This window comes from Pedobacter sp. G11 (genome assembly GCF_003860265.1).
GTDB classification, from domain to species: Bacteria; Bacteroidota; Bacteroidia; order Sphingobacteriales; family Sphingobacteriaceae; genus Pedobacter; species Pedobacter agri.
The window spans coordinates 2,284,012-2,309,244 of the sequence record NZ_CP034190.1 but is presented as its reverse complement, the minus strand read 5'-3'; the positions used below and the strand labels follow the sequence as shown (position 1 = coordinate 2,309,244).

Annotated in this window: 14 protein-coding genes; 5 read left to right on the top strand and 9 right to left on the bottom strand. The window is 37.6% G+C overall.

All coding sequences use genetic code 11. The annotated features are described in order from the left end of the window. Window position 1: 1 nt before the first annotated feature. A complete protein-coding gene (gene surE, locus EA772_RS10020; protein WP_124912855.1) occupies window positions 2–847 on the bottom strand; it encodes a 5'/3'-nucleotidase SurE in 846 nt (281 codons plus the stop codon). A 218-nt stretch (window positions 848–1,065) separates the two neighbouring features. Between surE and EA772_RS10015 the strand changes: the two genes are divergently transcribed. Further along, window positions 1,066–3,999 (top strand): pitrilysin family protein, encoded by a 2,934-nt coding sequence (locus EA772_RS10015; RefSeq protein ID WP_124912853.1) that lies wholly within the window; start codon window positions 1,066–1,068, stop codon window positions 3,997–3,999. Window positions 4,000–4,262: 263 nt separating this feature from the next. Here the strand turns inward: EA772_RS10015 and EA772_RS10010 are convergent, their stop codons facing one another. The 7 genes from EA772_RS10010 to EA772_RS09980 form a co-directional block, all read right to left on the bottom strand. After that, window positions 4,263–5,978: a hypothetical protein gene (locus tag EA772_RS10010; RefSeq protein ID WP_124912851.1), complete on the bottom strand. Its 1,716-nt coding sequence runs from the start codon at window positions 5,976–5,978 to the stop codon at window positions 4,263–4,265. 54 nt (window positions 5,979–6,032) lie between these two features. Next, complete coding sequence (locus EA772_RS10005; RefSeq protein ID WP_124912849.1) at window positions 6,033–7,319, bottom strand: MFS transporter; 1,287 nt, start codon at window positions 7,317–7,319, stop codon at window positions 6,033–6,035. Further along, on the bottom strand, window positions 7,309–8,367 hold the full coding sequence (locus EA772_RS10000; protein ID WP_124912847.1) for a glycoside hydrolase family 130 protein: 1,059 nt from the start codon (window positions 8,365–8,367) through the stop codon (window positions 7,309–7,311). The genes EA772_RS10005 and EA772_RS10000 overlap by 11 nt, the downstream gene beginning before the upstream one ends. A 107-nt stretch (window positions 8,368–8,474) precedes the next feature. Further along, window positions 8,475–9,959: a RagB/SusD family nutrient uptake outer membrane protein gene (locus EA772_RS09995; protein WP_168187512.1), complete on the bottom strand. Its 1,485-nt coding sequence runs from the start codon at window positions 9,957–9,959 to the stop codon at window positions 8,475–8,477. Between the two features lie 18 nt (window positions 9,960–9,977). Next, window positions 9,978–13,052, bottom strand: coding sequence for a TonB-dependent receptor (locus EA772_RS09990; RefSeq protein ID WP_124912845.1), 3,075 nt, complete (start codon window positions 13,050–13,052; stop codon window positions 9,978–9,980). A 115-nt stretch (window positions 13,053–13,167) separates the two neighbouring features. Next, window positions 13,168–17,292 carry a hybrid sensor histidine kinase/response regulator transcription factor gene (locus EA772_RS09985; protein ID WP_124912843.1) on the bottom strand — a complete coding sequence of 1,375 codons (4,125 nt, stop codon included), beginning with the start codon at window positions 17,290–17,292 and terminating at the stop codon, window positions 13,168–13,170. A gap of 148 nt (window positions 17,293–17,440) precedes the next feature. Beyond that, window positions 17,441–17,626 carry a CsbD family protein gene (locus EA772_RS09980; protein WP_010599801.1) on the bottom strand — a complete coding sequence of 62 codons (186 nt, stop codon included), beginning with the start codon at window positions 17,624–17,626 and terminating at the stop codon, window positions 17,441–17,443. A 199-nt stretch (window positions 17,627–17,825) separates the two neighbouring features. Here EA772_RS09980 and EA772_RS09975 point away from each other — a divergent pair, with 199 nt between their 5' ends. Next, window positions 17,826–20,918, top strand: a complete 3,093-nt coding sequence (locus EA772_RS09975) for a TonB-dependent receptor (RefSeq protein ID WP_124912841.1) — start codon at window positions 17,826–17,828, stop codon at window positions 20,916–20,918. Between the two features lie 17 nt (window positions 20,919–20,935). After that, on the top strand, window positions 20,936–22,300 hold the full coding sequence (locus EA772_RS09970; RefSeq protein WP_124912839.1) for a RagB/SusD family nutrient uptake outer membrane protein: 1,365 nt from the start codon (window positions 20,936–20,938) through the stop codon (window positions 22,298–22,300). Window positions 22,301–22,356: 56 nt separating this feature from the next. On the opposite strand, the gene acs is transcribed toward EA772_RS09970, so the two are convergent. Continuing rightward, on the bottom strand, window positions 22,357–24,255 hold the full coding sequence (gene acs, locus EA772_RS09965) for an acetate--CoA ligase (RefSeq protein ID WP_124912837.1): 1,899 nt from the start codon (window positions 24,253–24,255) through the stop codon (window positions 22,357–22,359). A 141-nt stretch (window positions 24,256–24,396) separates the two neighbouring features. On the opposite strand from acs, the gene EA772_RS09960 reads away from it, so the two are divergent. Next, on the top strand, window positions 24,397–24,873 hold the full coding sequence (locus EA772_RS09960) for a hypothetical protein (RefSeq protein WP_010599805.1): 477 nt from the start codon (window positions 24,397–24,399) through the stop codon (window positions 24,871–24,873). A gap of 95 nt (window positions 24,874–24,968) precedes the next feature. After that, on the top strand, window positions 24,969–25,202 hold the full coding sequence (rpmB, locus tag EA772_RS09955) for a 50S ribosomal protein L28 (RefSeq protein WP_010599806.1): 234 nt from the start codon (window positions 24,969–24,971) through the stop codon (window positions 25,200–25,202). Window positions 25,203–25,233 lie beyond the last annotated feature (31 nt).

The following is a 25,233-nucleotide window of genomic DNA, read 5'->3' as shown; positions in this document are numbered from 1 at the left end:
ACTAGCCCAGGTTAATTCCGTCAGGGGCGGAAATGGTCGCTTTGCCTTGATCAGATTTCAATTGATCAGCACCTGTAAAATTCCATCCGTTTAAAGTTTGAATGGCGTGGTGTGCCGTTAAATCAAACTGAACCGGAACAACTGAAACATACCCGTGTTCCAAAGCCCAAACATCGGTATCTTCGCCTTTATCAAAATTCTCAAAAACTCCGGTTAACCAATAATATGGACGTTTGTATGGATCAACGCGTTCTTCGAATTCTTCCATCCATTTTGCATTTGCCTGGCGGCAGATTTTCACGCCTTTCAATTGATCACCTTTTGGAAAATTCACATTGAGCAAAACACCTTCCGGCAAGCCATTTTCCAGCACCTGTAAACAAATATCTTTAATATATTTTTTGGTATGGCTAAAATCTGCATCAGCTGCAAAATCATCCATGGAGAAACCAATAGATGGAATTTTTTCAATAGCTCCTTCCACTGCTGCCGACATGGTGCCAGAATACAAAACGTTAATTGAATTATTTAAACCATGATTGATTCCAGATACACATAAATCAGGTTTTTGGCCTTTGAATATTTTATTAACGCCAAGTTTAACGCAATCAACCGGCGTTCCACTGCATTTATACATTTCCACGCCGTTGTAAAGGTCAACTTTATCAAACCGGATCGGCTTGCCAATAGTAATCGCATGCCCCATCCCGCTTTGCGGACTATCTGGTGCCACCACAACTACATTACCAATTTCCTGCATTACTTCCATCAGGTTTTTTATTCCTGTAGCAGTAATTCCGTCATCGTTAACAACTAAAATATTTGGTTTTGCCTTGTGCTTTGTCATGTCGGTAAAAATACAGAATATAAAATCAAGGCACAATAACGCATAGTTTTATCTGCTAAAATGATTTATTACTACATGATTAGTTAGAAAATTCTTAAAGCATTTCATTCCATGATTGAAACCATATATATTTGGATAAATAACTTATTAACTGACTGCTGTAATTGGTTTACAGTAACCAAATGCTCCAATCACAATCATAAACCAAAATCAAATAAATGAAAATCAAACTATTTACGTTAGCTTGTTTTCTTGTTGCAAGTTCGGGCGTGAAAGCTCAAACCGCGTACCAATGGAAAACAGGTAATTCTGGTGGCTACCCTTATAAGTATGTAACCAACGACCCTACAAAATCGCGTTTCTATACGCTGAAAAACGGATTGACCGTCATTTTATCGCAAAATAATAAGGAGCCGAACATTACTTACAAAATGGCAGTAAGAGCGGGTAGTAATACCGATCCGAGAACCAACACGGGTTTGGCCCATTACTTAGAGCACCTTTTGTTTAAGGGTACTGATAAGTTTGGAACTTTAAACTATGCTAAAGAAAAACCATTATTAGATAAAATAGAGGCACTTTACGAAACTTATAATAAAACTACCGACCCAGCCAAACGTAAGGAAATTTACAAAGAGATTGATAAAGTTTCTGGCGAGGCATCTGAATATTCAATTGCAAATGAATATGATAAGATGATGAAATCGATTGGTAGCAATTCTACCAACGCCCATACATCAGTTGAAGAAACTGTTTATGAGGAAGATTTGCCATCAAATGCAATAGATAAGTTTTTATCACTTCAGGCTGAACGCTTCCGTGCTCCGGTTTTCCGTATTTTTCATACAGAATTAGAAGCCGTTTATGAAGAGAAAAACATTGGAATGGACAATGATGGACGTAAAATGTACGAGAAAATGCTTTATTCATTATTTCCAACACATAATTACGGTCAACAAACTACCATTGGTACCATCGAGCATTTGAAAAACCCTTCACTGGTTGAAATCAGAAAATATTACAACAAATATTATGTGCCAAATAATATGGCTTTAATTATGTCGGGTGATATTAACTACGATGATTTAATCAAAAAAATCGATAAGAATTTTTCATACATGGCTTCAAAGCCATTGGCATTGTACAATCCGGCACCTGAAAAACCACTAACTCAGGTTCAAAAGGTTGATATTTATGGCCCAAGCGCCGAAAGTCTTTATGTAGCTTATCGTGGTTTTGCACAAAACAGCCGCCAGAGTTTATTGCTTGATCTGATTGGCAGCATCTTATCAAACGGTAAAGCTGGTTTAATGGATATCAACATTAATAAACAGCAAAAAATGTTGAGAGCTGGAGCGGGTTATAATCAAATGAAGGATTATGGAATCTTTATTTTGTCTGGATCACCTAAAGCCGGACAAAGTTTAGAAGACGCACAAAAACTATTATTAGAACAAGTTGATTTGCTTAAAAAAGGTGAATTCGACGAAAGTTTAATAAAAGCAACGGTTGCCAATATCAAATTAGCAGAACTTCAGGGCTATGATAACAATGATGTTCGTGCCAACGCAACCATGGATGCTTTCATTCAAAATCGTGGTACCGAGTGGGACAAAACTTTAGCTGCAACCGATGCGATGGCAAAAGTAACGAAGAAAGAAATTGTAGATTTTGCCAATCAGTTTTTCATCAATAATTATGTATCCATCTTAAAACATAAAGGTGAAGATAAAAGCATTATCAAAGTTGAAAAACCAACCATCACCGCAGTAAAAACCAATGCTAATGAGGTTTCTCCTTTCACCAAAACCATTATCAGTTCTCCTGTAAAACCAATTGCACCAAAGTTTTTAGATTATCAAAAAGATTTGAATTTTGGTAAAGCTGGTATTGCAGATGTGATTACCGTTCAGAATACAGAAAATGGTATATTTCGCATGAGCTACCGTTTTGATATGGGTTCTTACAATTACAAATTATTGCCATATGCATCGCAATATTTGGCATTTTTAAGTACAGATAAATATTCTGCGGAAGACATTAGTAGAGCATTTTATAATCTTGCCTGCAACTATAACATTAATGTAGGCACCGAAATCACAACAGTTTCTTTAAGTGGTTTACAAGAGAATTTTGATAAAGCAGTATTGTTGTTAGAAGACGTGCTTGCAAACTGCAAGCCAAATGAAAAAGCTTTGGAAGATTTAAAAGGTCGCTTATTGAAATCGAGAGAAAATGCAAAATTAAACAAGGCTTCTATTTTAGGAGGTTTGATGAGTTATGCTCAATATGGCTCGGATAATCCTTTCAATTACGGATTAAGCAATGATGAAATCAAAAACATGAAATCTTCAGATTTGATTTACTTGTTGCATAACTTAACCAATTATAAGCACACCATCACTTATTTTGGCCCGAAAACGTTACCTGCATTTTCTGCTGATATTACCAAAGTTCATGCATTAGCTAAAGAATTTACGCCTGCAGCACCAATGAAAAAGTTTGTGTACACCAAAACCGATTCTAACAAAGTTTACTTTGCAGATTATGATATGGTGCAGGCTGAAATCCGCTGGGTACGTAATTCTGGATTATATGATCCGGCAAATGCGGCAAAAATTGGCTTATTCAATAATTACTTTGGTGGTGGCATGGGTTCTATCGTGTTTCAAACCATCCGTGAATCTAAAGCTTTAGCTTACTCTACTTTTGCAGTTTATTCTTCGCCAAATAGCAAAGAAAAAGAAAATACGATGATTGCTTACGTAGGTACGCAAGCTGATAAAATGAACGAGGCTGTAGCAGGAATGAACGAGTTGTTGACGGTATTACCGGAGTCTGATAAATCATTTGATCTTTCTAAAAGTAATTCATTGAATGGAATTGAAACGACAAGAATCACTAAAGATGGTATCATTTACACATATTTAGCTGATCAGAAATTAGGTTTCGATCATGATTCAAGAATTGATGAGTATGCAGCTTTAAAGCCGTTAACTTTCGCTGACGTTAAATCATTCCATAATGGTAATATTTCTGGTAAACCATATAGTTATTGCGTTGTGGCTTCAGAGAAAAAAATCAACCTTGCAGATTTAGCTAAATTTGGCGCTGTTACCAAACTAAATTTAGAACAGATTTTTGGATACTAAGAGAAAGCTTAAAGCAGAAAGACCAAAAATTAAGGCAAAGCCTAGTAAATAGAAAAGTGTTCCGGTTTAAACCCGGAACACTTTTTTTTTGGGCTATCACCTACAGCAAGCAAACATTTCATCATTTATTAAACTAAAAATGAATAATACCATCATTTCTATCTTCGGCATATAAGACCAATACATCCGTTCAACTTCATGCTGACGAAAAAAAGCACCACCCTAAGGCAGTGCTTCGTTAATTTAAGCGCATAAGTAGATACTTATTTCTTCATATAGTCGATCACGATTCCGTTTGCGACTAGTTTTTTATTAGTGGTTGTTAATTTGCTTCCGGCAGGTACCTCTACAATTAAAACAGAATGATTGCCAGCAATAGAAACATTACTTTTAGCGGCAATATTTTTACCAATTACCTTTTGACTAATTGCATCGTATAGATCAACTTTTTTAATTCCTTTTACTTTGTACGCAACGGTTTTACTTTGCGCATAAGGGTTATAAATTAAATAGGTTGGATAAGCTTTATTTCTGTAAAAATCAGTAGCCAAAACATCCAGTTTCAACACACCTTCGATATTAGTTTTCTCCACGATGGCGCCGAATATTCCGACGTGGCCGCTACCATAAACACTAAATTGGGATACATCAGGGTTTTTACCTGGTACCCATTTTGGCCCATCTCCCTGCGCAACCGGCCCTTTTTTGTCCATGTAAAGGGTATCAAAAGTAGAAGTTTTGGCGAAGCCTTCATAAGCGATTACACCTTTAGTTACAGCAGCATGTTGCGGGATGGTCTGTCGATCAGCAGGCATATACTGCGGATAAAAAAAACGTGAAGCGTTTACGGCATTTAACATCCATTTCCCAATTGCATTGGCATAAGATGGATCATAACGAACCGTTGGGATCAATGGCCAGGCTGCATCAAAAGTATTCATTAAAAAACCATAACCGCCATGATCAACGGTACTTCCAACCACGCCAGAAATATCATATCCATTCCACTTCCCCGTTAAAACACCCCAACCCTCACGGCAAACGGCCGTTCCATCGAACGTCCACGCAAGTAGCTTTTGCACATCGAAATTCGTTCCCTGCTCAACATTCATTCTTGCTGCTAAATAAGCACCAAATGGCATCAGCAATTCGTAAGTAGGATTAATCTTATTGCTTTCCAAGGCCGTCATCGCACTGATAGCACCTTTTAAATAGCGCTTATCGCCAAACTTTTTATAAGCAGCATATAACACCCAGGCATGGCCAGCCGCTGCATCTTGCTGTGCACAAATCTGGTTTTTCATAGGCTTCATTGCTGCATAGTCGAAATACGAATAGTTGTAATCGCCTTTTAAGATGGAATCGGCCTGATAAAATTTTTCAGCAATACTTTTTGCCATCCAATCGAAATCTTTCTCTTCCGGATATTGCTCGCAAACGGCATAAAACAACACATTCGGATACACATCATACCACCAGTCTCTGCCATAACCACCACCTAAAAGGGCTACTTCAGGAGCAGTATTGTTCATCATGATATTCCATTTGGTGTCGCGATTAAAATAGTTTTTCAACATCGCAGCATAGTTTACACCATTTTGTTTGCTCTTGTCTATCCCCACTAAACTTGCGCCCATCACAGCGCCCATGTTGGCCAAAGCCTCGTGGAACATGCCTTTATTGTTTTTACCCTGACGAACATCGCCAACAGCTGTGTAAATGCCCATTACCGGCTGATCGAAATTTTTGCGGGTGCTGTCCATCCAAATCATTGGCCAATATTCACCTTTTGCATTAAAATCGTAAACGGTTTTATCGAAGTTTTGTGCCATCAATTTCCAGTTAATAATTTTTAATGGCTGAGGCAAATTCGCCATTTCTTCTACCCTACTTAGCTTAAGCTGTTTTACCTGGGCATGAGCAAAGTTCCAGCTTGAAATAAAAATGATTGCATAAAGTACCTTAAAATTCAATCTCATATTATTGATATGTTTCGACCTGTAAATACAGATCAATTGGTTAATCTATTTGGTTTAAACTGGCGCAACAACGCCAGGTTCTTCATTACTTAAAATTGGTGCTTGATCAACATTTTCGATTTTGCCCTGTTTAATAATGTCTTTGGCCACCCAGTAAGAAGCCAATTGTAATATCGCTACAATAACTATGGCGTATCGCAAGGCAACTTCAACTGAAAAATAATAGGCCAAGATTAAAAATGTACCTGCTCCGGTTAGGCGTCCAATATACAAACCAGTTTCGTGATTTAAGATGTAGGCAAATTCACTTCTTTTCTCCTTTTTAGTTAGAATATCAATTACGCTAAACTGAATCGGAAAGTAAGCTAAATCAAGAAGCGGCTTAGCTAACAATAAAAATAACATGAAAAGAATTACGCCTAAACTACTGTACAATACACCATTGATTATCGCAGCAATTGCAAAAAGCACTAAGCCTGTTCCAAAAATATATAACCTGTGTTTCGGTGATGTATTTCTTCCGATGATGTACATGGCTATAGCCGCAATGATGGCACCGATTGATTGCGCAGTTCCTAATGCACCTTCTTTACCAACCAAAAGCATAATTAACATGGCAGGTGCAGTAACCAGAAAGCCCTGAACCAAGCCCTTTAGTGTAGCCAATCGCAATAACTTGTACCAATATGGATCAAACTTAAAATAAACAAATTTCTTTTCGGTCGGATTTTGAAAGTTCCCTCTGAAACACATGATAGAAGCCAAAATCGTAATTACGAAAACCATCCCGGTTACAATTTTATAAGCCAGATGCGCACCGCCACTTACCGCGTTAAATTCGATAAACCAACCAATCAATACTGGAATTACAACTGCAATAATGGTATAGAAAAATGTTTCCAAACCATAGTAATAATTTCGGTTTTCATCATTTGTAATGGCAAGTGCTAAGAAGTCTCTGTTCGCCCAATAAAAACCAAAAGACATCCCCATAATTAAACCGGCAATACCAATCCCGGTATTATCCAGGGTAGTTAACGACATCATTACCATCATGGAAACGCCGCTTAACATCATGCCCAACGAATACAAGGTTTTGATGGAAAACTTGCTGAGCAGAAAACCGTTCAGGAAAAACGTAATTGGAATGCCTGTATAGATCGTTAATTGATAAATGACAACTTTAACAGGATCATTGGAGCTACGCATAACGTAGGCTGCCACAAAAATATCGATTACAGGAAGTACAATACTGTAAATTAAGTTGGTAAGGGTAAGTACCCTGAAATTATACGACTGATTTTTGAAGTGCGTAATTTCTGATTTAAGTTTAGTCAGCATGGTTATATTCTAGTTGCGATAAAATATCTTGAATAGAGAATTTAGCACCGCAAACAAATTCATCTGCAGCACCATAGTAAATGGTCAGTTCATCGCCGTTAACGGTGTGGCCATTGGTAAAAACTACCTGACCAAAAAAACCGCACATCTCGTATTCAGCAATTGGGCGCATAATAGGTTCATCGGTTTGAGCGATTACCTTAGATGGATCGTTCAAATCCATTAAAAATGCGCCTAAACAATATTGATGTTCAGCATTGGCACCGTGATAAATCTCCAACCAGCCTTTTTCAGTTTTAATTGGGGCTGCACCGGCACCAACTCGTTTACTATCCCAATTATTTTTGCGGGTTTTGATAATGCACTTATGATTTCCCCAATGGATGCCATCAGGCGATTCGGCCAGCCAAATATAATTACCACCCAAATCGACACTGCTCGGGCGATGAAGTGTATAAAACTTCCCGTTGATTTTCTCTTCGAAAACAGCACAATCTTTATTATGTGGCGGAATAATCATTCCGTGTTTTTCGAAAGTTTTCCAATCTTTAGTTGTCCGCATACCCACACCGACACCTTCTGCTGAAACTGCTGTAAAGGTTAAGTAATAGGTATCATCAATTAATGCTACCCGGCAATCTTCAATTCCGAAAGCTTCAGCCGGTCCTTCTCCCTGTAATAGTGGATAACCTTCAGGTTGGTAAAAATTGACACCATCATCACTGCAAACTAAACGTAAATGTGAAAGTGTAGTTAAGTAATCGGCCCCTTTGTAATTGATTACACGAGGATCGTCGGCAATCAAATCAGGATCATTTTCCTTGATCTCAATAATTTCTATACCGTCACCTTTTAGAATTGGAAAAGAGATAATACCTTCTTTTTGTTGGGGTCTTTCTGCTACGCGAATAAGCAACCAGGTTTTATTTTGAAAAGTAAAAACGCCTGGGTTAAGCAAACAAGCAATTTCTAAACCTGGCCTGCTTGGAACTAAATCTTTTGGAGATAAAATTGGGTTCTGAGAAAATCTTTTAGCACTATCTGTCATAATATTTAGGGAATAGTTATCCAATAGCCAATAAAAATTGACCTGAAATGAGTTTAAAAATTAATTGCTGTCTGTTGCATGTATAACAGACAGCAATTAATTAACGATTAATAACCTGGGTTTTGTTTTAGCGTACCAGCAGAAGCATCAACTTCGGCCTGCGGTAGCGGATATAGATAATGTTTATCCTGGAAATTTTTGCCTTTCGCTGTCATAACAGTTTTAGCTAATTTCCAGCGTTTAAGGTCTAACATTCTTTGCGATTCGAAACCTAACTCTACTCTACGCTCAGAAATTAACCAATCTTTGATAACGGCTTTATCTGTTGATGCAGCACGATTAGGTAAAGTTGCAGCTGGAGGCAAAATACCTGTTGCGCCCACACTGGTTCTTGCTCTTGTTCTGATCTGATTGATGATGGAAACCGCATCAGCATATTGACCCAACTCGTTTTGAGCTTCAGCTTTCCATAATAAAACATCGGCGTACCTGATGTAAACTTTATTGTTTGCAGCATCGTCATTTCCTTTATTTGATCCGTTTGTGCTACCCAATAATTTATTTACATTTTGATTTGGAACATCAACCGTATAAAGTTTTCTTGGGTCATTTGCTTCAAAAGCATTTAAGAAATCGGCACTTGGAGCAAAGAAGCCCCAACCTAGTGGTGCACAAATACCATTACCTTTTAATGGATTTTGGTTTGACTGGTGATCGTAAACAAAAATATTTTCGTTTTCTGTAAATTCTTTTGTTTGATTAAAACTATCAAAATAATTGCTGTTCAAGCTGTAAAAGCCTAAACCTTGCAATTCATTAACGTTTGTTACCACATCTGCCCATTTCTCTGTATATAGCGCCGCTTTGGCCAACAAAGCAATAGCAGAACCTTTATTGGCTCTCCACTTCTCAGTTGCTGAACTGTATTTCGCATTTGGCAACAAACCTTTAGCTAAGTTTAAATCTGATTTGATTTTGTCCCAAACTACATTTTTATCAGCTCTCACTGCTACTTCGAAAGCTTCCTGATAGGTACTTACTGGTTTTAAGATTAATGGCACATCGCCAAAATTGGTAACTAAAGAGAAATAGTAATATGATCTTAAAAAATAAGCTTCACCCAATAGTTGATTTTTGCGGGCTGTTGTTATACCAGTAATCGCTTCAATATCAGGCTTAGTTAGTAGCTCAATGGCAATATTTAATCTTTTAATCCCCTCGTAATCATATTTCCATAACCCGTTCGGACCTCCGTTTGTAGATGTAAAAGTGAAATTGTTTACATCGTCCATCCAGGGCTGATCGCCATCCGGGTTCCATTTTTTCTCCATATCATCTGATGCGATATCCTGCATCACCAAATCATTCTGAAAAACCAAACCTCCAGACCAATCCCATTGTGCCAGAATATTCAAGCGGTTTGATAATAGTTGATAGGCAGAGTTAACCGAATTTTCTACTGTTCCTAACGTTGGTGTTGTATTTACCTGCTCTAAAGTTGTTAAACCTATCGCTTCGGTAGTAAGTTGCTTTTTGCAACCCGCGAATGTTACCACACTGAACATTGCGCCTATAAATAATATCTTTTTCATAATAATTGCAAAAAGGGTTTACAGATTAATTTTTAATCCTAAAATAAATGCTTTTGATTGTGGGTAAGTTCCCTGATCAATCAAAGAAGTCGACTCCGGATCTAAACCTGTATAATCTGTTACGGTGAACAAGTTTTGACCTGAGGCATATAAACGAACATTTTTAACACCTATTTTTTTAACATCGAAAGTATAACCAACTTCGATATTTTTTAACCTTAGGTATGATGCATCCTCAACAAAAACGCTGGAAACATTACCGCCACCATTATTATTAAAAGTTACTCTTGGTAAGGTGTTGCTTGTACCTGGGCCATTCCAGCTATCTAAAACAGAAGTCATGGAATTGAAAGGGCGGCTATCAAAATTGATAATTTGTTTTAAATCATTGTAACGATCTACACCTTGAACACCCTGAAGTAAGAACGAGAAATCGAACTTTTTAAACGATGAAGAAAAAGCAAAACCATAAGTTAATTTCGGAACCGGGTTACCGATTGTTGTTCTGTCATCAGCATTGATCTGTCCATCGCCATTCAAATCTTTAAACTTGATATCGCCAGGTAATGCACCATTTGCATTTGTAAATAAATGACTGCTTACTTCAGCTGGTGTTTGATAAATACCATCGAAAACTAAACCGAAATAAGAATTGATTGGCTGCCCAACTTCAGTTCTGGTATGCGTTCTGTCATCATTGATATTTTTTACAAACTCCTGCAATTTATTCACACGGTTTGTTAGCGTAGCGATGTTGGCATTTACGTTATACTTGAAAGCATGTTCCTGATTTCTGAAATTTAAACCAAATTCGAAACCTTTATTGGTTACTTCACCCGCATTTACGTAAGTACGATCAATTACCCCTACCGATACAGCTGGCAAGCCTACGGTTAACAAAATATCATCGGTTTTTTTCACAAAATAATCAGCAGTTAATGATAGTCGGTTTTTCAACACACCGAAATCAATACCGAAGTTGGTTTGTGTAGTTGTTTCCCATTTCACATCTGGGTTACCATAACGTACCACGTTTACGATACCGCCAGATTCTGAAACTAAAGTTTGGTAAGTATTATTTGGAATTTCCTGATTACCTGCTTGTCCCCAACTTCCTCTTAATTTCAATTCAGAAATCCATTGCGCATCTTTCATAAATTCCTCATTAGAGATAATCCATCCTGCTGATGCTGAAGGGAAATAACCCCATTTATTTGAAGGTCCGAAACGTGAAGAACCATCGGCCCTTAAAGTAGCTGTTGCGAAATATTTATTGTCGAAGTTGTATGTTCCGCTACCGAAAAACGATACCAAATTAAACTCACTTGCTGAACCTGAATTATAAATATTGGTTAAACTTCCATAGTCTAAGTACTGGAAACCTGAAGTGCTTTTATTAAAATTCTGTCTGCTGCCACCAATTGCTGATGATTTACTGGAGATATTCTCAGCACCAAGCAAGAAGTTTACATTGTGTTTCTGTGCGAAAGTTTTTACATAATTCAAAGTATTGGTGAACGTGAAATTCATTACTTCACCTCTATTCTCATCTAAATTATTAGGCTTATTATTTCTGCCTTTACCTGGATAAAGTTCATCAGGATTGTTGTCATTATCATCACCATAATTCTGAGCAAAGTTTTTATTGTGAGAAAAACTGATATCAACACCCACGCTTGATCTGAAGGTTAAAGATTTATCGCTTAAAAAAGCATATTCAGCATATAAATTTCCGAATGTTTGGAAAGTTTTACGCTTATCGTTTGTGAAGTTTACGATCGCAATTGGGTTTGAACTGAACTCGAAATTTTTATCCCATCCGTTATTATTACCAGTGTAAAAAGGTAAATCGGTATAAGGGTTTGCAGCCGAATAAGTAGGATCAGTAACGCTTTTGTAAACACCCAAAACTGGCGGACGCAATAATGCATGACGAATTACACCAGGAACATCGCCGCTTGAGGACAATTTATCTTGCTTCGCAAAACTTAACTGAAGATTTGTTCCTACTTTGAAGCGATCTGTAATATTTGCGTTTACGTTAGATCTGAAATTAAAACGTTCGTAACCATCATGATCTTGAACCACAATACCATCCTGTTTGTAATATCCTGTTGAAATTAAATACTGAACCTGGTCAGAACCACCGTTTACCGATGCCTGTAGATTTTTTGATTTTCCGGTTTCGAACAGTTCGCCTAGCCAATCAGTATCTGCCAAATCCGTTCTGCTTCTGGCCGCCTGATAAGGACTCACTGCGTTTGCCGCATTGCCTAAAGTGTTATGCCATGCCCGATCTTTAATGGTTAAATACTGATCTGCATTTAACATCTTTGGCAAATTAGTTGCCTGATGAAAACCTGCAAAATATTCAACATTGATATTCGCTTTGCCTTTCGTTCCGTTAAAGGTTGTAATTACCACCACACCATTAGCAGCACGGGAGCCATAAATGGCGCCAGCAGCAGCATCTTTTAAAACCGTCATCGATTTTACATCGCTCTGGTTTAAAAATGAAATATCGCGAGTAGGAACACCATCAATTACGTAAAGTACGTCGTTATTACCTAAGGTTCCCTCGCCCCTGATTCTCAGTTTGATACCATCGCCAGGAGCACCCGTATTGGCTGCAACGAATACACCGGCAACCTGACCTTGAAGGGCTTGCGCTACATCAACAATTCTGGTTTTTTGTAAATCGTTCATATCAACCGTAGCTACTGATCCGGTAATTGAAGCTTTCTTTTGTGAGGTATAACCCACTACCACAACATCGCTTAAAGATTGCGAAGCTGGCTTTAAAGAAATATTCAAACTACCTCCAGCTGGTGATAAAGTTGTGGCATTGTAGCCGATATAAGTAAAGGTTAAAGTTTGTGCTGAACCTGGCTGAAGTGTTAAAACATACACCCCGTTTCCATCAGTTGAAGTTTTGTTTTGTGTGTTGGTTTGCATCACAACTACTCCAGGCAAAGGCTGATTAGTTTCATCAGTTACTTTACCGGTTATTCTAGTTTGTGCATAGCTTGTAAAACCTGTAACGGCTAAAAACAAGAAAACCAACGTTGCATAAATACGTCTGTTTTTTTTCATAAAGATTTATATTTGATTGAGAGCAAATATAGAAAGTGTAGCAGGCAAGAGTAGTGTACTATAATAACATTTTAGTTCACTATTCTTGCAAAACAGCCATTTAAAGCTATTTTAATTAGGAAACCTCCGAGGTTGCTGTTCCTTCGTGTTGCTTTTGCCGATAATCATTCGGAGCCAAATGATAGATCTTTTTAAATTCCCTGAAGAAGTAAGATTTGTTATTAAAACCAGTTAAGTAGAAAATTTCCGAAACGTTAAGCTTTGAATTTTGGAGTAAAACCGCAGCATGTTTTAATCGGATCCTTTTAATAAATTCAGATGGTGTCATGCCCGCTAAAGTTTTAAGTTTGCGATACAGCTGCATCTTACTGATGCACAAAATATCTTCGAGTTTGGCAGCATCTAAATCAGGTTCTGCCAGATTATCTTCAACGGCCTTTACCAAGCTATTCAGGAATTCTTTATCACCCTGATCCATATCTACATCAACAAATTGGTTGTTAATGTTTCTATCCCTGATTAAATGGTTCATGCGATTGCGATAATCTAAAAGTTTACGCACACGCATTTGCAAGTAATTTACATGAAAAGGTTTGGCAATGTAAGCGTCGGCACCAGTTTCATAACCTTCAGTTTTACTCTCTTCTGTTCCTTTGGCTGATAACATGATAAATGGAATGTGGCAGGTTGCAGGCGCTGATTTAATATGTTTGCAGAGCTCAAGTCCGTTCATATCGGGCATCATCACATCGCTGATGATCATATCTGGTGCATTATTTTTCAGAAAATCGAGGGCTGCTTTTCCATTTTCGGCTTCATAAACGGTATACTGGTCTTTCAAAATATTTCTAATCAGGAAACGGAGCGACGCATCGTCTTCCACGATTAAAATGACAGCCTCTCTATCGCTCTTCAAATCGTTTATCAAGGCTTCCTTGTTGTTTTCTTCAACTGTATCCTGATGATAAGGCTTCAAAATCGATTCAAACAAATAAGAAGGCGCAGATGCCACCACTTCATTTTCTTTGCCCTCGATACTTTGTTTTAGTTGCAACCTGAAGCTAAAATAAATCCAATCGTTCTCCAGGTTCACTTTAATATCGCCGTCCATAATTGAAATCAGTTCTTTGGTGAAAGCAAGGCCAATACCTGTGCTTTGATTATTGATCTGCTTATTGTTCCCGATATGAAATTCCTTAAAAATGTTTTTTAAATCGCCTTCTTTAAGCTTGCAACCCGAATTGGCAACTAAAATCTCCAGCTCATTTTTCTCTCCTTCGCAGCTTGCTTTGAATATAATTTCATCTCCTTTACCAGAATGTTTAAAAGCATTTGATAATAAGTTGAAAAGAACTTTTTCAAACTTATCTTTATCAATAAAACCGGCAATCCCCTCTGGAATTTCTCTTACAAATTGCTGTTCATTTTTTTCAGCAGCAGGAATAAACAACTGAGTTAAGCTGTTGAGTAGTTTACTGATATCGAAATAATCATCACTTCTTTTCAGGTACCCTGCTTCGGCTTTTCTAAATTCTAGTAATTGCTGTACCAAATAAGTTAAGCGAGCCGTATGCTGGTGCACAACTGACAGGAAATAATTTTTATCTACAGACTTATCCAGTAACGATTTCTTTTGCATAAAATGCTCAACAGACCCCAAAATGAGTGTTAAAGGCGTTTGGATTTCATGAGCGATGTTGGTGAAGAAATTAATCCGCTGGCGATGTACCTCTTCATCTTTTTGCCTGAATAAATATTCGCGTTCAAGCTTAAATTTCATCTCCAGTTTATTCTTGCGGTAAAGGTGAAATGCATATCCCCCAGCAATTAAAAGCAATAAATAAAAGGCGTAGGCCGGATAAGTAAGCCAAAAATATTGCTTTACATCCAGTTTCAAAGCAACAATATCTTTAGTCCAAACGCCCTCGCCGTTGCTCCAGCGCACTAGTAATTCATATTTCCCCGGCGGAATATTGTAATAAGCTATTTTACCATCACTTCCAGTAAAACGCCAGGCCTGATCTAAGCCTTTAAGTTTATAGGCAAACTCATTTTTCGATGCATTAAAATAATTTAAAGCGTTGAAAGAGAATTGGAAAAAATTACTTTTTCGTTCCAGCTCGTAACTTTGGATAGTTTGCTGCTTTGCCTTTACAATTAAATATTGATTATTTTGGAATGCCTTGCCTCCAAGTTGTAAATCGGAAATGAGCAGGTTGGGCTGTTTTGTATTTTCAATAATATCTTTCGGATAAAAATAATTAAAGCCGTATATACCACCGAAAAATAAATTGTTGTTGGCTGCCATAAAAGTTGCACCATCGCTAAATTCATTGCTCTGTAAACCATCGCTCTCCTGGTAATTGGCAATGCTATTGTTCGCGGGATTGATTTTAGCCAACCCTTTATTGGTACTCACCCAAATATTCCCTAGGCCATCCTCCTGAATAGCATGAATAGTATTGTTTGGCAACCCTTTATCTGTCGTAATTTTTATAAATTTTGGCTTCTCTTTTAAAGATTCTTCATTCGACAAATAATTCAGGCCATAGCTGGTACCAATCCAAAGCCGGTTTTTACTATCGTAGAATAACGACAATACATCACTATGTGATAAACTTCCTTCGTAACCGAAGGCCTTGTAAGTTTTAAACTGACCAGTTTTTTTATTTAACACACTTAAGCCTCCGTAACGACAGGCAATCCATAAACGATTATCCTTCCCTTCTGCTAAAGCATAAATAATATCATTAATGGGCCCGTTATTTTCTGCTGATGAGGCAAACTGTTTAAAGTTTATTACTGCTAATGATTGGTCTGCGTTGCGAACGATGTTGGCGTGAATTAAGCCGTAACCGCTGGTCCCCATCCAAACTGACCCATTTTTATCTTGTATAATCGAATAAACCGACTTAAATTCAGGCAACTTCTCGGTGTTTTTGATGTCTTTCCAGTTAATGGTTCTCTTCAGCTTTAAGTCGTGTACGGAAAGTCCTCTGCCATCCGTACCAATATAAATTAACTGATCTGCACCTTTTCTAATGGCAAAAACAGAATTATTCTCTAAGCCAGAACTTACGTCTATTTTTTGCGGTTTTTTATTCCCTTCCGACCAGAAATTATTAAAAATAAAAACGCCGTTACCTTTTGTTCCTACCCATAAATTGCCAGAATTTTCTGCAAACGCCCTGATTGGTTTATTAATTTTAGTGCCGTTTATTTTCGTTAGCAAACCGAAAAAATTTTCTTTCGGATAAATTTGAATTAACCCGTTACCATCGGTTCCAATCCATAATACCTGGTCATTTCCTACGTTAAACCCAGTAATTTTCAGATTTTCAAGCGCACTGACTTCATTTCTTAAAAAATCAGTTTTTTTGAAAGTCTTATCAAAAACACTCATTCCCTGATTTTCCCATGCTATCAAATAGTGCGCTTTGTAAGCTGCAATGGCTTTAATTTTTCTAAGTGGCAAATCAAGTGGTTTTACAGCTAAGTTGCCATCCACTATAAATTGATGCTCCGTATTTGTGGTATAAATGATTTGGTTATTAACGCTGAAGAAATTGCTTATACCAGAAGGATCTGATATAGACTTTATGGTTTGGAGTTTATTTTGGCTAACTTTTGTTACAGTTAAAATACCCTTTTTATTCAGGTAACACAGCTTGTCGCCAACGAAATTCATTTTAACAATGGTCTCTTTGGTACCAAATTTTTGAAATGAAACAAATTGATCATGATCAAAATCAAACTTGCTTAAAACGCCATTCACAGCAAAACAAAAAACTTCACCTTTATCATTCACAATCAAATCATACTCGTTTTCACGTATTTTTTGAGGGGCAGTTTTTTTATAAAAATATCGGCTGAATTTTCCGCTTGGCTTATTGTAACGCGAAATTCCGCCAATCGTACTAATCCAGATGTTTTGATTTTGATCTCCTTTGATAGACAATATCACATTGCCGCCGATGCTATTTTCAACCTGATCTATATTATGATTGTATACACTGAAATGTGCACCATCATAACGATTTAGCCCATCCCAGGTTCCTACCCACAATAGTTGATCCTGATCCTGGAAAATAGTGTTAATCGAACTGTTTGAGAGACCATTTTTACTGTCGATTTGCCGATAATAAAAGGATGTTTTTGGCTTTGTATCGTTGGCCACAACATATTTAGAGGTTGTTAATCCTATAAGTAAGAAAAAAAATAAAAAATATGCTTTGCTCATATGAAGCTGGTCAATCAAAAATTTTACTGGCTAGAAATTCTGGGATGATTAAAGCTAGGCAAAAATATTCAATTCAAATTAAAAAACACCATATACCAAAACAGGCGATCAATTTCTTGACCGCCTGTTTTGATTATAATTGATGAAATTATAGCGAGTTAATCCACTTCACCAGTTCATCTCTTCCTTTACCGGTTTTTTGCTGAAGTTTCCCTAACAACTCATCATCCTGCCCGTCTTCATGTTTCAAATCATCATCAGTTAAATCAGCATAGGCTTGTTTAACTTTTCCTTTTATTTCGTTCCACTTTCCTTTAATTTCTAACTTATCCATTTTGATATATTTTATGTTTATACTCAATATTTGATATAACTAATTAACAGTGTTTGGCATTTTTTGTTTTCAAATAAGCTATTCAGCCGATGTAAACTGTTAAATCGAATTATTCCTAAAGGTTTTATGTGTATTTTTTATTAAATTGAGATATCATTCCCTCAATAGCCAAAACCTTATTAACTAAAACTAAAATTTGATGAAAAAACTACTCCTAAGTATGATTTTATCTTTCGGATTGATTTCACTTGCTTTCGCACAAAACAAGGTCATCATCGGAAGGGTTACATCCAGCATGGCTGGAGCAATTCCAGGTGTGAGCGTATATGTAAAGGGGGCTCCAGCCAACGGAACCCAAACAGATGCCACAGGTGCTTATAAGTTAAGCGTTCCGGGTGATGCGAAAACTCTAGTATTTACTTTTATTGGTTTTAAAACCAAAGAAGTTTCCATCACGGGCGCTACGGTAAATGCTAATTTAGATGAAGAAAATACAACACTTTCTGATGTTGTAGTTGTGGGTTACGGAACGCAAATTAAAAGAGATGTTACCGGCTCAGTTGCTTCAGTAAAATCCAAAGATCTTGAAAACCTGCCCGTAACGAGCTTTGAACAAGCTTTACAGGGTAAAGCTGCTGGTGTACAGATTTCGGCCCAAAATGGAAAACTCGGCCAGGGAATCACGGTTCGTGTTCGTGGTGCAGCCTCAGTTACCGCTGGCAGTGAGCCATTATATATTGTAGATGGAATCCCGATTACTTCCGGAGACTTTTCCAGTACAACCGCACCAACAAGTGCCTTAGCTGATTTAAACACGAACGACATTGAATCAATCGAGGTATTGAAAGATGCATCAGCTTCTGCTATTTACGGAGCAAGGGCTTCTAATGGTGTTGTGTTAATTACCACTAAACAAGGTAAGGCTGGAAAAACGCTTATTCAATTTAATGCTTTAGGCGGAATTAGCACGCCATCTAACCACAGAGAATTTCTGAATGCCGAACAATATGTACAAATTATCAGAAGAGCAGGTGCCGGTGCTGCAAATCAGGATTTTCTAAACGGCGATTATGCCACTCTTCAGGAAGGTTTAGATGATTACGCATCAATTGTTGAAGGCAGATTAAACCGTTACTCTGCAGGAAATAATGATTATCAAACATACAAAGTGAATACCAATTGGGAAAGAGAATCATTTCAGAACAACCCGATTACACAACAGTATGACTTAAACTTAACCGGTGGAAATGAAAAAACGAAGTTTTATATCGGTGGACAAGCACTCGATCAAAAGGGTATTGTTGTAGGAAATAGTTATAAGCGTTACAGCGGAAGGCTAAACTTAACCAATAAAGTTACCGACTTTCTAGAAGTAGGTGTAAACCTGAATTTCTCCAACAGCATTAACAATCGTTTATCAAATGACAACGCCTTTTCAAGTCCGCTACAATCCGTGGCCTTATCTCCTATTACGCCTTTTATCGATCCAAGATCAGGTTTAATTAGCGGAACACTTCCAGGTGCTGCATCTAATTACCCGGTTTATTATAATCCTTTCATTGGAATTGAAAATGCAGCCTACAAAGCAACTGTTTATCGCACCATAGGAAAAGCATTTGCCAACGTAAACCTGGCTAAAGGGTTAAAATTCAGCACTGATTTCTCTATTGATAATTTAAACCAAAATGAGGAAAGTTATTATGGATCGTTAACCTTTAGAAATACTGGTACCGCTAATGGCGATGGTCAGAATATTTCCACTTTTGTAATTAACACCAATACCAATAATTTCTTTAGCTACAATACAACTGCTGGCAAGAGCACTTTTGATGCGATTTTAGGAACCAGTTATCAAAAATCAACTACTAAATACAGTACGATTGAAGGACAGGATTTTCCTAGTGATGCCTATATCAAATTAGGTTCGGCAGCAACTAAAGTAATCGCGACCAGTAACGAAAGTGCTTTTAGTTTCCTTTCTTATTTTTTCAGAGCAAACTATAAATACAATGATCGTTATTTGGTTGGATTTAGTGTAAGAGCAGATGGTTCTTCCAGGTTTGGAGAAAACCATAGATATGGATACTTCCCGGCAGGATCAGTTGCATGGATTGCTTCAGAAGAAGATTTCTTAAAGAGTAGCGAAACCATCAGTTTGTTAAAATTAAGAGCCAGTTATGGATTGACAGGTAACGCTGAAATCGGTAATTATTCTGCCAGAGGATTATTTAGTGGAACAGGTGCTTACGGTGGAGTTGCAGGTCAGATTCCATCCCGCATAGCTAACCCTGATTTAACCTGGGAAAAAACCAAACAATTGGATTTAGGATTGGATTTCGGTATTTTAAAAAATAGAATCACAGGTACATTTGACTTCTATCAAAAAAATACCACCGATTTATTGCTTGATGTGCCTATCCCGCAAACAACTGGTTTTGCAACCATCACACAAAATCTCGGCAAGTTGAAAAACACTGGTTTTGAGCTGGGAATTAATACGGAAAACTTTGTTGGTGCTTTTAAATGGTCTACTGCACTTACGGCCGCAATTAACAATAATAAAATCACCGATTTAGGCGGACAAGTTTTAAACAGTAACGAAATCAATGCTGCCATTGCCGGGCAACCCATTGGCGTATTTTACTTACCGGAGTATGCAGGCGTAAACCCCGCTAACGGAGATGCTTTGTATTACCGCAATACCACAGATGCTGCAGGCAATTTAGATAGATCGACGACAACAGATATCAATCAGGCACAAAGAATTTTTGCCGGGAACCCTAACCCAAAATACACCTTCGGTTTTAATAATACGTTTTCTTATCAAAACTTTGATTTGGGTGTGTTTTTTCAAGGAGTGGCTGGTAATAAAATATTCAATGCTGGTGGCCAATACATGAGTGCGAATGCATCTAACGGTTATGATAATCAAACCGCTGATCAGATGGCTTATTGGGATAAGCCTGGTGATATTACCTCTGTTCCGGAACCAAGATTATTTTATGGAAACGGAATTGGCAATTCAACAAGATACATATCAAGTGGAAATTTTGTTCGCTTAAAAACGCTTACACTGGGCTATACCTTTCCTGCATCTGTTTTAACAAAAATAAAACTGAGTAAGTTAAGATTGTATGCTACTGCACAAAACCTGGCAACCATTACAGGCTACAAAGGCTGGGATCCGGAGGTTAATGCAGACTATCAATCAACCAATATTAATCAGGGTGTCGATTTCTATTCTGCACCTCAGCCACGCGTAATTTCTTTTGGTATTAACATTGGCTTATAATTTAAAGACGAACAGACATGAAAAAGACATATATATATAAATTTCTATTGGCATCAACGTTACTATCAGTAGCGTCATCATGTAAAAAAGCGCTTGAAATTTCTCCTGTAGATACCATTGAGCAAAGCAAAGCACTATTAACTTCTAAAGATGTAGAAGTTGCTTTAGTTGGATCATATTCAGCATTGGGAAGCAGAAATCTGTACGGTGGAAGACCTTTTTTAATGGCAGATTTCCTGGCCAATACCAATGCAATTGAATGGTACGGAACTTATGAAGAGCTTACGCAAACCATAAATAAATCACTACTGAAAACAAACACCTTTGTTAATAATGTTTGGGCAGCGGGTTATACTACTATTAATGATGCTAACAATGTTTTAGCCGCCATTGCAAAGGTTGATGCAGCGAAAAAGGATAAAGTTGAGGGAGAAGCTAAATTTATCAGGGGATCAGTTTATTTTGATTTGGTTAGATTGTTCGGTAAAGCCTATAATGATGGATCACCAACAACCAACCTGGGCGTACCCATCGTGTTGACACCAACTACAGCTGTTAATGATCAAAGTTATGTAAGCAGGGCAACTGTTGCTGCTGTATATGCCCAGGCTATTGCCGATTTAACCGATGCTGAAGCTAAGCTACCTGCAACAAACGGTTTTTTTGCAACAAAATCTGCAGCAGCAGGAATGTTGGCCAGATTGTACCTGCAGATGGGCAACTATGCCGCAGCTGGTGCGGCAGCGAACAGGGTAATTACCTCAGGAAATTATTCCTTAACCTCATCTTATATTGCTGCTTTCCCAACCATGGGATCCAGTGCCGGATCGAATACTACCGAAGATGTTTTTTCTATTCAGGTGACCACCTTAACAGGATTTAATGGTTACAATGAATTTTACGGTTCATCTACTTATGGAGGTCGTGGAGATGCTGTAATCTCTCAAGCCTGGATCGATGCAAATTATGTTGGAACAGATGATAGGGTAAATGCATTATATGATGATGGAGATATGTATACCTCAAAATTTGCAAATCCATATGGCAATGTTTCCATTATCAGGTTAGCCGAAATGTATCTGATTAGAGCAGAATGCAATGTTCGTTTGGCACCTGCCGCACCAATTGGAGGTAGAACACCTTTACAAGATTTAGCAGTGGTAAGAAGCCGGGCTGGCCTAACCACCACGAGTGCAACACTTGCAAACATTCTAAATGAACGTAAACTGGAACTTGCTTTCGAAGGTTTTGCCCTGCATGATGCAAAAAGGACGCAAACTAATATTGGATCGATTCCATGGAATGCAAATAATTTAGTTTTCCCAATTCCTCAAGTAGAACTGGATGCAAACAAAAATTTAACGCAAAACCCTGGGTATTAATCAAGTTAAATCCAACAAAAAAAGCCGATCAATAGATCGGCTTTTTTTTTAGCATTTTATTTTAAAGTTTTCGAAGCTTCGATAATTTGCTCCACTACCGCCGGATCCAATAGCGTTGAGGTATCACCTAAATTTGAGGTATCGCCTTCTGCAATTTTTCTTAAAATTCTACGCATAATTTTACCTGAACGGGTTTTAGGCAAGCCAGAAACGAAAAGTATTTTATCAGGCTTTGCTATCGCACCAATTACCCTGGTTACGGTTTGCAGAATATCTTTTTTAGTTAGCTCCTCTTCTCCATGCATTTCGGGATTTATTACGAAAGCGTAAATCCCTTGTCCTTTAACATCATGTGGATAGCCAACTACAGCGCTTTCTACCACACCTGCATGCATGTTGATGGCATTTTCTACTTCTGCAGTTCCAATTCTATGTCCGGAAACATTCAACACATCATCTACACGACCCGTGATTCTATAATATCCATCTTCATCACGTAAGCAACCATCACCTGTGAAATATAAATTTTCATAAGTAGAAAAATAGGTTTGTTTACAGCGTTCATGGTCTCCATAGGTGGTCCGCAGCATGCCTGGCCACGGAAACTTAATACAAAGGTTTCCACTCACACCATTTCCTTCAATTTCCTTCCCATTTTCATCAACTAAAATTGGCTGAATGCCAGGTAAAGGCAAAGTAGCATAACTAGGTTTGGTGGGCGTTACGGTTGCAATCGGCGAAATCATAATGCCCCCGGTTTCAGTTTGCCACCAGGTATCAACAATTGGCGCTTTTCCGTGTCCGATTTTCTCATCGAACCAGTGCCAGGCTTCTTCATTAATTGGTTCTCCTACCGAACCCAGTACGCGAATGCTGCTCAAATCCTTTTCATTTAAAGGATCATCACCAAAACTCATCAACGAACGTATGGCCGTTGGTGCTGTATAAAGAGTATTTACTTTATGCTTTTCTACAATATCCCAAAATCGCGAAGCATCGGGATAGGTTGGAATGCCTTCGAATAATACTGATGTAGCACCTTGAGAAAGCGGTCCGTAAACAATGTAAGAATGGCCTGTTATCCAGCCAATATCTGCAGTACAAAAATAAACTTCGCCAGGTTGATAATTAAATACATTGGTAAAAGTGTAACCTGCGTAAACCATATAGCCGCCACAGGTATGCACTACGCCTTTAGGTTTGCCGGTTGATCCTGAGGTGTAAAGAATGAAAAGCATATCCTCCGCATCCATTTCTTCTGCTTCACAGATATCGTTCACGTGTTTCACTTCATCTTCCCACCAAACATCACGGCCTTTCAGCATAGAAACGGGTGTACGGACATGCGTTAAAACGATACATTTTTCAACTGTCGGGCAGCCAATCAAAGCATCATCAATTACATCTTTAAGCGGAATCTGTTTATTGCCGCGGTAGGCGCCATCAGCAGTGATGACAAGTTTGCATTGAGAATCATTAATACGGTCGGCTATTGATTTTGCTGAAAACCCGCCAAAAATAACAGAATGAACTGCACCAATTCTGGCACAAGCTAAAACGGCAATAGCCAATTCAGGCACCATCGGCATATAGATGCATATGCGGTCACCTTTTTTAGCTCCGTTGCGTTTTAACACATTAGCAAAACGACAAACCCGTTCATGCAACATTTTATAAGTCAGGGTTACACTTTCTTCTTCCGGGTTATTAGGTTCCCAAATAATAGCGGGTTTATCCCCATTTTTTTCCAAGTGTCTATCGAGACAATTTTCAGTAATGTTAAGCTTTGCCCCTTCAAACCATTTAATATCCGGCTCATTAAAATTCCATGATAATACTTTAAACCAAGGTTTGCGCCATTGAAAATTCTGGGCAACCTCTCCCCAGAACTGCTCGGGGTTTTCTATACTTTTTTTATAATCTTCTTCGTATTGCTTAAAAGATGTGATTTGCATGGTGCTAGGTATATATTTTGTTAGTAGCGGCTAATTTAAATAAATATTGATGGAATTAAATATTCGAATTGTATCAAAAACGTTGTGGTTAATTAACGCGGAAAAAAACCGACAATTGCCGAATTATCTTAATTTTGAATTATGAGAAAAATTATCGCCATCATCTTTTGTCTGTTACTTACAAATTCATTGGTTTCATCGGCCAGTGAACATCTAACAGATACCTTAAAAAAAACAAATCAATACATCTTGTTTGCCAAAACAGCAAAGATCGATGATGTATTTTTTAGTAAAAACAAAAAATCCAAAGAGGAAATTGTCAATGTAAAGATCAGTTTTGCGACAGCAGAATCAAATTCCAATGCTATTAAAACTGCAGTTTTACAGGGAAATAAACAATATGGAGATGATAACCTTCCAACCATTTCTGCTGTGAAAATTTTGAAGGGAAAATATGAGGATATGAAGGGTGAATCAGCCACTAAAACATCAAGTTTATATACGTTTACCAAGCTCGAATTTCCCTTACATTTGCAAATAGTAACCATGGGTGAAACCCTTGATTTTGAGCTTTTAGAATCAGGGAAGTGGGATATCAATCTAAATTTAAAAAAATAAACACAGTACTATTGTCTTTTTAAATTATTATTCAGATATTTGCACACTCTTAAAAAAATTAAGCGACGATATTTTAACAACTATATTTACAAGTCATGTCAAGAGTTTGTGATTTAACAGGAAAAATGGCAATGAAAGGTAATAACGTATCACACTCGAACGTTAAAACCAAACGCAAATTTTATCCTAATTTGAAACTTCAGAAATTTTATATCCCTGAAGAAGACCGTTGGATTACGTTGAAAGTTTCTACTTCAGCGATTAAAACCATCAATAAAGTGGGTATTAGCGAAGCGATCAATCGTTTTGTAAAAAAAGGATTTTTGTAAAAACATTAACTGTTGAGATTAACAGTTTACA